Source organism: Saprospiraceae bacterium (assembly GCA_016719615.1).
Classification (GTDB): Bacteria; Bacteroidota; Bacteroidia; order Chitinophagales; family Saprospiraceae; genus Vicinibacter.
The window spans coordinates 312,682-324,257 of record JADJYQ010000001.1; the positions used below are offsets into that span (position 1 = coordinate 312,682).

9 protein-coding genes are annotated in these 11,576 nt (G+C 37.2%); 6 read left to right on the forward strand and 3 right to left on the reverse strand.

The genetic code is table 11. From position 1 onward, the window contains the following. Positions 1-9: 9 nt before the first annotated feature. The 3 genes from IPM92_01325 to IPM92_01335 all read right to left on the reverse strand — a co-directional run bounded on the left by IPM92_01325 (position 10) and on the right by IPM92_01335 (position 2,319). The gene (locus IPM92_01325; protein ID MBK9107041.1) at positions 10-279 is read right to left on the reverse strand and encodes a 30S ribosomal protein S18; all 270 of its coding nucleotides are present in this window, start codon (positions 277-279) and stop codon (positions 10-12) included. A 26-nt stretch (positions 280-305) separates the two neighbouring features. Beyond that, positions 306-755, reverse strand: a complete 450-nt coding sequence (rpsF, locus tag IPM92_01330) for a 30S ribosomal protein S6 (GenBank protein ID MBK9107042.1) — start codon at positions 753-755, stop codon at positions 306-308. An 82-nt stretch (positions 756-837) separates the two neighbouring features. After that, positions 838-2,319 (reverse strand): aminotransferase class V-fold PLP-dependent enzyme, encoded by a 1,482-nt coding sequence (locus tag IPM92_01335; GenBank protein MBK9107043.1) that lies wholly within the window; start codon positions 2,317-2,319, stop codon positions 838-840. Positions 2,320-2,693: 374 nt separating this feature from the next. On the opposite strand from IPM92_01335, the gene IPM92_01340 reads away from it, so the two are divergent. The 6 genes from IPM92_01340 to IPM92_01365 all read left to right on the forward strand — a co-directional run bounded on the left by IPM92_01340 (position 2,694) and on the right by IPM92_01365 (position 11,564). Continuing rightward, a complete protein-coding gene (locus IPM92_01340; protein MBK9107044.1) occupies positions 2,694-4,895 on the forward strand; it encodes an ATP-dependent DNA helicase RecQ in 2,202 nt (733 codons plus the stop codon). Next, positions 4,895-5,347 carry a 3-dehydroquinate dehydratase gene (locus IPM92_01345; protein MBK9107045.1) on the forward strand — a complete coding sequence of 151 codons (453 nt, stop codon included), beginning with the start codon at positions 4,895-4,897 and terminating at the stop codon, positions 5,345-5,347. The genes IPM92_01340 and IPM92_01345 overlap by 1 nt, the downstream gene beginning before the upstream one ends. After that, positions 5,347-6,426 (forward strand): 3-dehydroquinate synthase, encoded by a 1,080-nt coding sequence (locus IPM92_01350; GenBank protein ID MBK9107046.1) that lies wholly within the window; start codon positions 5,347-5,349, stop codon positions 6,424-6,426. Before IPM92_01345 ends, IPM92_01350 begins: the two co-directional genes overlap by 1 nt. Position 6,427: 1 nt before the next feature. Further along, on the forward strand, positions 6,428-9,052 hold the full coding sequence (locus IPM92_01355) for a transglycosylase domain-containing protein (protein ID MBK9107047.1): 2,625 nt from the start codon (positions 6,428-6,430) through the stop codon (positions 9,050-9,052). A 132-nt stretch (positions 9,053-9,184) separates the two neighbouring features. Next, entirely contained in the window at positions 9,185-9,538 is a 354-nt protein-coding gene (locus IPM92_01360) for a hypothetical protein (GenBank protein MBK9107048.1), read from the forward strand. Then, positions 9,525-11,564, forward strand: a complete 2,040-nt coding sequence (locus IPM92_01365) for a peptidylprolyl isomerase (protein ID MBK9107049.1) — start codon at positions 9,525-9,527, stop codon at positions 11,562-11,564. Before IPM92_01360 ends, IPM92_01365 begins: the two co-directional genes overlap by 14 nt. Positions 11,565-11,576: the final 12 nt, after the last annotated feature.

The window sequence follows — 11,576 nt, forward strand, 5'->3', positions numbered from 1 at the left end:
GAATTTGAATTATTTCAACAAATCGGTTACAAACGGTAAAAGAGCGAGATGCCTTGCACGTTTCACAGCGGTTGAAACCCTTCTCTGGTATTTTAGAGAGTTTCCTGTGAGTCGTCTGGGTAATAACTTTCCTTGTTCATTAACGAACTGGATTAAAAAGGCATCATCTTTATAATCGATGTGCTTCAGTCCGAATTTTTTGAAACGGCAGTATTTAGATTTCTTTTGACCTATATTTGGATTGCTTAAGAACTTTATTTCGTCTTGCGTTGCCATAATTATTTTTGAATTGCAGGATTAGTGAATTATTCTTCTTCTTCAACGATGACAGGTACGACATCTGGTACTTTTGGCGCGACGACAAGGCGTGGGCTGTCAACGCCCTCTGGAACTGTTTTAAGCCTTTCTTTTCTTACTTTTTTGCCAATTTTTCCATTTCTTTTGTCTTCATTAAACTTGACACCATATTTGTCAAGCTTTACAGTGAGAAAGCGCATAATGCGCTCATCGCGTTTCAGAGCCAATTCTACCTTTACCAGGTATCCGGCGGTCTCGGAGGCAAATTCAATACTGAAATACACCCCGGTGTTGCGTTTATTAATGGGGTAGGCCAAAGGCCTCAAACCCATCTCATCGACATGAATAATACTTGCACCTTCTGCCACAAGCATATCCCTGTACGTTTGAGCTGTCGATTTTACTTCATCGCCCGACAGTACTGGATCTACGATAAAGGTTACTTCAAAATGACGCATATTTAATAAAATGTATTTTTTTTAAGGGCTGCAAAGCTAAGCAGTTTTCAACATTTAGCCAAAAATGAACACATTTTTTACGTTATTTTAGACTAATTAATGCCAATTTTAGCACTTCGAGGCATTTTTCTATGGTAGACAAATGGGTTCTGAAGCTCAAAACTGCAAGCCGGAGCCAAAAAACACCTTGGATGGTCGTGGAAGAAATAAAAACCCGGCCATCATTGACGACATAATCTAAAATCTTTTGGTTGTACAAATTGGCATCTTCATTTTCGGGTAAAAATCGATAAATGCATACCGAAGTCTCAGGGTAAGGCCCGGTCTGGAAACCAAGTTTTGCGATTTCCGCATAAAAATATCTGCATAGTAAGACCTTTTCATCCAAGCAGGCGATAAACGGATTGAGTCCATATAAGCGGAGGGGCAACCACAGCCTAAGTCCTCTGAAATGTTTGGTCAATTCAGGTGAAAGATCGGCCGGACTGAGTTCATCCTGACTCGTTAAGGTATCTTGCATATAAGCTGCTTTATAATAATGTGCCTTATATAAAGAAGTCATGTCTTTAATTAAAACAGCGCCAAGGCCATAGGATAAAAACAATCCCTTATGCGGGTCAATGGCAAGGCTATCAGCTCTCTCCATCCCATTAAATGCTGATTTTAAAGCTTTTCCGTCGGGATTTTTCAATTTGCTTAGAATAAAAAACCCGCCATAGGCTGCATCAATATGAAACCAAATTTTGTTTTCTTCACAAATTTCTGCCAGCTCTTCGAGAGGATCTATTGCACCGGTATCCGTAGTTCCCGCGGTACCAACAACCATAAATGGGATAAGACCCTTGTTTTGATCTGAGGTAATTTGTTGTCTCAAATCATTGGTTTTCATTTTAAATTCATGATTGACGGGTATAGTACGGACATGCGCAAATCCTAAACCGGAGATTCTTATTGCCTTGTGTACACAATGGTGGACCTGTTCGGTCAGGTAAATGCAAAGTGAAGGAATTTCTTCAGGTCTGATTTGTCGCGATTCACGTGCTGTTACAATTGCAATAAGATTTGCCATGGATCCGCCACTGGTCAAGTTGCCAAGACTCCCATTTGGAAATCCAATAATCCTGCAAAGCCAGCGAAGCAACTCATTTTCAATCTTTACAGCTCCTGGACCACCATAATATATTCCTGCGTATTGATTGTAGAGCGCAGCCAGGTAATCTCCTAAGACGCCCGCATATATACCTCCACCTGGAATATACCCCAAATGACCGCCTGAAGCAGGATTTAAACCCTTATTTAACATATCGCGACCCAATTCTTCCAATATTAGTTCAAGTGCTTGTCCGTCATTTTGATCAGGGTTAATATTGAGTAAACCATTCATACTCTGGAACATATGAAATGCTTTACCTTCTTTTAGGGAGTCAATAAATGAGTTGGTATTTTGAGAAATATGGTGGATCCATTCATTGCGCTGTGATTCTTCGGGTTCTAAAACCCTGGAAATGGGTTCTAATGCTGCAATTTTGGATAGTAAATCTTCTTTTGTTGTGTCTGAAATCATTGCCCGGAATTAATTAGCTTCAAAAATTTTGTAAAAGAATTGTAAAAAAATGAAAATGCTATGATATGGTTTAATAAATAATCGTAATTTTCGTACCTCTTAGGAATAGAATGAATTCTACAGAATCGACGGGCTGCTTCAAACAATTAGTGTTAGTATTCAAAATGATTGCTTAAGGAAAGTTTGATTTACCAGCTTTCAACCAGACATACGCGATTTCTATTTGCCTTGATGCTTTTTTCAAGGAAAACAGATTTTGTTTCTAAATTTGGAAAATACTGGTCGAATATGGAGTTTATTTTTTATATTTCTAATTCATTATTTATAAAACTAAGGAATTCTCTTTTTATTGAAGAGGATAGTATGAAGAAACTATGTTGACGAAAGATTCAGTTTTTGATGCGCTCAAATACCATTTTGGATTTGAAGCTTTTAAAGATAACCAGGAACACATTATAAAGAGCTTGCTAGGTGGCAAAGATACTTTTGTGATCATGCCGACAGGTGGCGGTAAATCTTTATGTTATCAGCTGCCTGCATTAATGTTGCCAGGTACTGCCATCATCATTTCACCTTTAATTGCTTTGATGAAAAATCAAGTGGATTCTATCCGCGGTTACGGTCAAACAGATGAAATTGCTCATTTCTTGAATTCATCTCTTAACCGGTCTGAAATTAAACAAGTAAAAGATGATATCTCGGCTGGTAAAACGAAGTTGCTTTATGTAGCACCTGAAACTTTGCAAAAAGATGAGACTATTGAATTCTTAAATTCAGTAGACCTTTCTTTTATTGCCGTTGATGAAGCCCATTGCATATCAGAATGGGGACATGATTTTCGACCTGACTACCGAAGAATCAGGGATATGATCAACTCGCTGAACAAGCACATCCCAATTATTGCTCTCACAGCAACCGCAACTCCGAAAGTTCAAATTGACATTGTCAAGAGTTTGGAAATGGTTGAACCGCATATTTATGTGTCCTCCTTCAATCGCCCAAATTTATACTATGAGGTAAGGCCGAAAATAAGCAAAGATCAGGCGATCAGGCAAATTGTTCAAATCATTAAAACACATCCCGGCGAATCGGCGATCATTTACGTACAGGCTCGCAAGACTACCGAAGATCTTGCGCAAATTCTACAAATAAACGGGATTAAAGCATCACCTTACCACGCAGGAATGGATGCAAAGGCCAGAACCCAGGTACAAGATGATTTTCTCATGGAGCAAATTGATGTGATTTGCGCTACCATTGCATTTGGAATGGGTATAGATAAACCAGATGTGCGATGTGTTATCCATTTTGATATACCCAAAAGTTTGGAAAATTATTATCAGGAAACAGGAAGAGCTGGACGCGATGGTATGGTAGGAGATTGTTATGCTTTCTTTTCCAACGCTGATTTGCTCCGTTTGGAAAAATTTCTTCGCGACAAGCCTGCTTCCGAAAGAGATATGGGTGCTCAGCTACTTGATGAAATGGAGGCTTATGTCGAAAGTGCCGTTTGTCGAAGAAAATTTGTTTTGCACTATTTTGGGGAAGAGTTTGCCTCAGAAAAATGCAAATCCATGTGCGATAATTGTAGAAATCCAAAACCACTTATAGAAGCACAAGCTGAAATGATTCTGGCTTTGAGTGCGATCAAAGCATTGAATCAGAATTTTGGAATCAAAACACTGGTTGAATTTTTATGCGGGGTCAAAACAAAAGATATTCTCGATTATGATCTCGATCATCACGAACTTTTCAATAAAGGTTTGGAAAAAGGAAACTTGTTTTGGTTTTCCTTATTCCGACAAGGGATCTTATTAAATTACATCATCAAAGATATTGAGACGTATGGCATTCTTCACGTGAGTGAAAAGGGAGAAGAATTTCTGAAAAAACCACATCCGGTGCAAATCAATATCAATCACGATTACAGTGATACCACAACTGTAATTGAAGATGATGGCGGACCATCCCAAGGCGCTGCACTCGATCAGAATCTCTTTAATATTCTGAAAGAAATCAGATTGGAAGTTGCGAAAAAGCATAAAGTAAAGCCGTGGGTTATCTTCTTTGATCCTTCCCTTGAAGAAATGGCGACGAGATTTCCGATCAATATTGATGATTTATGCAAAATTTCCGGAGTCAATCGAGGCAAAGCAGAACGATATGGACAAGCATTCATTGACTTTATCGGAAAATATGTCGAGGAAAATGAAATCGAAAGACCCGATGACTTTATTTTCAGACAGGTTGCAGATAAATCCAAAAATAAAGTTGACATCATCAAATTTATTGATAAGAAAATACCTTTGGAAGACATTGCACGAAATCTTCAAATGAACATGGAAGACCTGATGGATGAACTCAATATGATCGTTTCTTCAGGCACCAGGATTAACATTGATTATTATATCAATGAAAATGTCGATGAATATTCAAAGGATGATATTTATACCTATTTCAAAGATGCTGATTCTGACTCTCTCGAGGATGCTTACAAAGCATTGAAAGAAGATGATATCACCTTTGAAGAAATAAGACTCATTCGTTTAAAGTACATGTCCGAAATCGTAAATTGATGTGGACAATTCCAATCATTAATGGGCCCAATTTAAACCTGACAGGTATAAGGGAAATAGAGATCTACGGAAGTGAAAGCTTTGAGGAATATTTCTTATTATTAAAAAATGATCTGCCGAATGTAAAATTCAGTTACCACCAATCAAATCATGAAGGCGCCTTAGTAGATATTATTCAATCCTTCAGATTGACTGCAGATGCACTTATTATAAATCCGGGAGCTTACACCCATACTTCGGTTGCTTTGCGGGATGCGCTCTCTAGCGTGGACTTTCCCATAGCAGAAGTTCACATAAGTTCGGTAAGAAATCGGGAAACTTTTCGTCAAACATCAATGATTCAAGACGTATGTTATTTTCAATTGAGCGGATATGGATTGGAATCTTATCGTATGGCATGTCTTCGATTACTTGAATATTTAAATGCAACGGCATCATCGCCGGTCAGTTAATGAAAATGAAACCAGTCGTCATTTCTAGAATTTTTCAAGCCCGTGCATGGGAAAAATTGAATGAGTATCTTGAACATCAGGATTACAGTTCCATTTTTATTGTAGTTGATGAAAATACAAATAAATTATGTTTGCCTTTATTATTAAGTAACCTTTCTCTTTCGCCAAAAGGGATCACAGTAATTCCTGCAGGTGAATTGCATAAAGATATTGAAACTTGTATGCTAGTTTGGAACGATTGGTTAGGCATGGCAGTGGATCGAAAAAGCCTGATCATTACTCTTGGTGGTGGTGTTTTATGTGATCTCGTTGGATTTTGTGCAGCTACATTTAAGAGAGGCCTTGATTGTGTTTATATTCCAAGCACATTAATGGCAATGGCCGATGCCGCTTTTGGTGGAAAAACGGGAGTTAATTTACATATGACTAAAAACATAATTGGCTTGTTTCATTCGCCACAGGTCATAGTACTTGAGCCTCTTTTCCTGAACAGTCTGGACGAAAGACATATGCGCAATGGCTTTGTGGAGATTATTAAACATGCATTGATCCAGGACCCACCTTATTGGCAGGATATTGAAAATTTGGAATGGCCTTTATCAGAAGAAGACCTTCAAAATTTTATAAGAAAATCCATGCGGACGAAAATGGATATTGTAGAGCAAGATCCTAGCGAAATCCATATTCGGAAAGCATTGAATTTTGGACATACCATTGGGCATGCCATCGAAAAATCTACTTTAGATTCAGACCAAGCTATCCTGCATGGTGAAGCAGTAGCAATGGGCATGATTGCAGAGTCTATTATATCAGCGCGTAAGTTTAAATGGAAACCGGGATTTCTCGAAAGGATTACTTCTATGTTGATTCCTTTTGTAAAAAATATTTCCTGGGATGAAGAACGCATTGAAAGTATTTTAAAAAACATCCATTTTGATAAAAAAAATATTCAAAGTCAAGTCTTGTTTAGTTTGCTTGAACAACCTGGTAAACCAGCTTTAGATGTAAAACTGGATCTTGATGAAATTACCAGTTCATTGGAATATTTTCACAATAAATCCTATACTTTAATGCAATGATATGGAATGGGTTGAAAAATTAAAAAGCATTCTTCAGAAACTTCGTCATGAGTTTGTGTTTACAGATATTTTCTCTGGTAAATCCGCCACAGACAAACCTTGGTTTTCACGATTTGTACATATATGTTGGAAATTATTTTTTGGAGGACTTTTCCTATTTTACATATGCCTTATTCTGGTGTCATTTGATAATTTACCAACGTTTGAAGATCTTGAGAATCCCAATTATAATCAAGCTTCGATTATATATGCAAGTGATAAAAGTATTCTCGGAAAATTTTTTACAGAGAATAGAGAATTCCTACCCTATGATAGTATTAATAAGCAATTGGTGAATGCTTTACTGGCTACTGAAGATAACAGATATTATAATCATTCTGGAATAGATTTCCTGGCATTGGCTCGCGTTGCTGTCAGAACCATCATTTTGAATCAGCAAGAGGCTGGTGGAGGAAGTACGATCACACAACAATTGGCGAAATTACTTTTTGAACGGCCTTCCCTCGAAGGAAAAAATACTTTTGTCAGAAAATTTTTACTGATACGTACAAAATTTAAAGAATGGTTAGTTGCATTAAAACTGGAGCGTAGGTATACGAAGGAAGAAATTATTGCATTGTACCTTAATAAATTTGATTTTTTGTATGGAGCAAATGGTGTTCAGACGGCTTCTCAAACTTATTTTGGTAAAAACCAAAAACATCTGGAAACGGAAGAAGCGGCCATGTTGATTGGGATGTTAAAAAATCCTACGCGATATAATCCAAAAAGATTTCCTAAACTGGCTTTAGGCAGGAGAAATACTGTATTGGAATTGATGTATGAAGATGGGCATATCAATAAAGAAAGTTACAAGCAATTAATAGAAAAAACAATAGACATTACTTTGTTTAAACGAGATTCACATTTGGAGGGAGTAGCTTTATATTTTCGTGCAGAACTTGCTAAATGGTTAAAAACTTTATTTGAGGATGAAAGGTATCGCAAACCAGACGGTAGTCAGTACAATCCATTTCTGGATGGTTTAAAAATATATACGACAATAGACCCAGCATTTCAGGATGCTGCAGAAAAGGCTGCAAGAGATCACATGAAAAAAATCCAAAAGGCATATTTCAATGTATGGACCCAACAAGATCCATGGACTTATGATGCAGAAGATCCAATCCTGAAAATAAGAAAGGAGTCCCTCAATCAATCGATCCGAGAAACGGAAAGGTATCAAGCCATTTGGAATAAATACTATGCAAGCCTTGTTTCACAATTGGAATCTGAAATCGGTAGTATAGATATCAATGATAATACCATACAGCGGCTCTATAATGAAGACAAGAAAAAGGGTTTTCTAAAATCTGAATTGCAGAAAAAAGTGATCAATCAAACACAATATGATTACTCTTTGAGAATCAAAAAATCAGCTTTGTGGCCGGAATTCAGTAAACGCTGGGTAGCATTTGAAAAAGAAATAAAGACTTCCATCACCACACCGGTAAAAATGGTAGTTTATGATTACAATACAACAGGAGAAAAAGATACTGTTATGAGTCCCCTCGATTCTATAAAATACCATCGAAAACATTTGCAAATTGGATCTTTGGCAGTTGATCCGCACACCGGAGAAATTAAAGCCTGGATTGGCGGCACCCATTTCAAGTATTTTAAATACGATCACGTAAATTCCCGAAGGCAAATAGGATCCACCTTTAAACCTTTTGTGTATACCACGGCCATTGCTTTGCAAGGGATTTCTCCCTGCAATGAATTTCAGGATATTCAGTACACCATTCCGGCTAATGATCCAAATTTTGGTTTGCCTGAGCCCTGGTCACCTGGAAATGCTGGAGAAGATTTTAGTGGAGAAAGTATGAATTTATATAGAGCATTGGCGCTTTCAAAAAACTCGATTACAGTTAAACTGGTGATGTTACTGGGAAGTGTTGAACCCATAAGGGGTCTATTACATAATATGGGGATAGATTCCTCTTTGAAAAGAAAAGATGGTGGTTACCTGATTCCAAAATTCCCATCCATTGTTTTGGGATCTCCTGATTTATCGGTCATGGAAATGACAGGGGCTTATACCACATTTGCCAACGAAGGTGTATACACAAAACCGTTTTTCGTTTCGAGAATTGAAGATAAAAATGGTAAAATTATTTATAAAAATACTACGGTTCACAATGTTGCTATTCCTCCAAATTATAATTATATTATGTTGGATTTGTTGAGAAGATCCGGGGGGTCGTATAGTTTGAAAACGCCTAATGGGGGTAAGACGGGAACAACCAATGATTATGTTGATGGTTGGTATATGGGCGTTACACCTGATCTTGTGGTGGGTACATGGGTTGGTGGTGAAGATCCATGGATACGATTCTTAAGTTTAACTTTAGGGCAAGGATCTGTCATGGCAAAACCTTTTTTTGTAAATTTTATTTCAAGCCTGGAAGCCAATCCGGAATCAGGTTACAATCCCAATGTTCAGTTTAAACATCCAAAGGGAGATTTAGGCATTGAGTTGGACTGTGAAGCTTTTAAAAAATTCATGCAATCCCACCATGGCGGAGAATCTAATGTACCAGGCAGTAACCCTAGCCGCAAGGATGAAATTTATGAAGATGAGTAAATTGTTAAAAATAAATTTACAAGTTCTGTAATAAGAGTGTTGAGAATTAAAATGACTTTTGCTCCTTATGGATTTTAAACTAAGTTTGCAAATAAATGGGATTTGATTTTCTTAAATAATGTAGTATCATAAATGAACAGATTCAGGATAAAAGATCTTTTAATTTGGAATGGTATAACACTTGTTGGAATTGGATTGATCGGATTTATTGCCAATAATTTTGTGCTGCATACCGGATTGACTCCAATCATTTCAGGCATTTTATTTATCGTTTTAGCCGGTTTATGGAATCAACGGCGCGATCTCATTCAAAAAATCGGAATGACATTGGCTTTTATATTATCGATCGCTTTTATTTGGCCGTTTATGAGGAATTTAGAACAGATGGATTACTGGGGGATGTTGCGCAGTGGTATCGAAATATTTACTTGTTTAACCACCGGAATAGGGGTGTACAAAATTTCAAAAATGCATGAAACCAAGTAGCATTTTAATTGAGAAATTTTCTGGAACATTTAAAGCTTTGGCTTTTATTTTACTTCCTGCTTTGCTGGTTGTTTCCTGTTTTCCGCCCATTGAGGAAGATTTAACTCAAATAAAATATTCCCTCAAAGATCCGAATGTGCAAAATATTTTCGATGCACGGGATCACAGAAACAGTGATTCATTATTTCTCTTTCTCAATCACCCTAAAGCCTCTTATAGATATTTGGCGGCAATTTCATTTGCCTCCTATAAAGATAGTTCTGCCATTGAAAAATTGCAATCAGCATTAAAGGATCCCGTTGAGGAAGTAAGACAAGCTGTTGTTTTTTCATTGGGCCAAATCGGACATTCATCTGCTGAAGAATCTCTCATTCATGCATTTATCCCGGTTGATTCTTCGGGACCGTTTAATCTGACAAATGCAATGATTTTGGAAGCTCTGGGAAAATGTGGAACAGATTCTACCTTGAGGTTTATATGTGATATTTCGAGTTATGCTCCTGATGACACACTTCATGTATATGGACAAATGCTTGCTTTTTATAGATTTGGATTGCGCAATAAATTTTGTGACAAAGCTTTGGAGAAAATCATCAAAGTGGCCACAAATGATGGCTTTGACTCCAAATCCAGATTAATCGCATCACATTGTCTGCAACGTTTTCAGTTTTCGGAATTAAACAATCATTTGGAAACGATCAGAAGAGCGTGCAATGAAGAAAAAGACCCTGAAATAAGAATGTGTTTGGTAAGCGCGCTGACCAAAATTTCGGGCAACACTGCATTAAACTCCATTGAGGAATTGTATTCGAGAGGATTGGATATAAGGATTCAGGCCAATTTATTAAAAGGCTTGAGCAACCATTCAAGTCTTCAGGCTCAGTTTTTTGCATTAAAAGCCGTGCAAAATCCGTCTGTTGCAGTTGCATCCCTAGCCGCTGAATACCTGGTAGCAAAAGGCAGCTCTGAGATTTTTGAAGAACTTAAAAAAATAGCAGAGCAAAAAACATTGCCTTGGCAGGTAAGAGCTGTAATCTTTCAAGCAGCACTAAAACATATTCCCAATTTTATGGTGATCACGCGAAATGAACTTTTATACACCATAAAAACTAATATTTCACAGACCAAGAACCCATACGAAAAGGCTGCTTATGTTAAAGCTTTATCGCAAGTATCTAAAGAATTGCCAAACATTCTTTCATACAGTCATGCAAAGCAGCATCCTTTTGTAGAAGTGACTATAGCACAAGCGATTGAAAATATTCTCAACAAGCCTGATTTTTATTTCATTTTTAAGGGATCTTCAAATCCAATTTATAGATTGCTGGGAGATTATTTCAATAAACAATGCGACAAAGCAGATCCTGGAACACTTGCGATTGTCGCATCCATTTTTAAAAAGCAAAGTATCTTTCCCAAAAAGTATTTCAATGCAGACTCAATGTTGGTTCTTGCACGCCAGAAATTGAAACTTCCCAGAGATATGGAAACGTATAATGAATTAAGTGAAACCATTGCAAAATGGAGTCAAACTAATTTTCATCCACTCACTCCTGCATTTAATCAGCCGATAGATTGGAACGTTTTGACTGCATACAAGGATACAATTGAAGTAAAAATGATTACCAATAAAGGTGATTTGCATTTAGAAATATATCCTTCACTTGCTCCGGGTTCCGTTCTCAATTTTATCAAACTTGTAAATGACGGGTTTTATAAAGACAAATCATTTCATAGGGTCGTGCCAAATTTTGTAATACAATCAGGCTGCCCCAGAGGAGATGGCTATGGCTCATTAGACTATTCGATACGAAGCGAAATTAGTTTTATGAATTACCAACAATCAGGGATGATAGGAATGGCAAGCGCAGGACCTGATACAGAAGGAACCCAGTTCTTTATAACACATTCACCAGCGCCTCATCTTGATGGACGTTATAGTATCATGGGTAAGTTAAAGAGCGGGCATGATATTTTATGGAGTATTTATCAGGGCGATGTGATACAAAATGTTGAAATAAAATAATCAATAAAATAT

Coding starts and splice junctions, on each gene's coding strand:
- rpsF (MBK9107042.1), bottom strand. CDS start 755: ATGCGTCATTTTGAAGTAACCTTTATCGTAGATCCAGTACTGTCGGGC.
- IPM92_01335 (MBK9107043.1), bottom strand. CDS start 2,319: ATGATTTCAGACACAACAAAAGAAGATTTACTATCCAAAATTGCAGCA.
- IPM92_01340 (MBK9107044.1), top strand. CDS start 2,694: ATGTTGACGAAAGATTCAGTTTTTGATGCGCTCAAATACCATTTTGGA.
- IPM92_01345 (MBK9107045.1), top strand. CDS start 4,895: ATGTGGACAATTCCAATCATTAATGGGCCCAATTTAAACCTGACAGGT.
- IPM92_01350 (MBK9107046.1), top strand. CDS start 5,347: ATGAAAATGAAACCAGTCGTCATTTCTAGAATTTTTCAAGCCCGTGCA.
- IPM92_01355 (MBK9107047.1), top strand. CDS start 6,428: ATGGAATGGGTTGAAAAATTAAAAAGCATTCTTCAGAAACTTCGTCAT.
- IPM92_01360 (MBK9107048.1), top strand. CDS start 9,185: ATGAACAGATTCAGGATAAAAGATCTTTTAATTTGGAATGGTATAACA.
- IPM92_01365 (MBK9107049.1), top strand. CDS start 9,525: ATGAAACCAAGTAGCATTTTAATTGAGAAATTTTCTGGAACATTTAAA.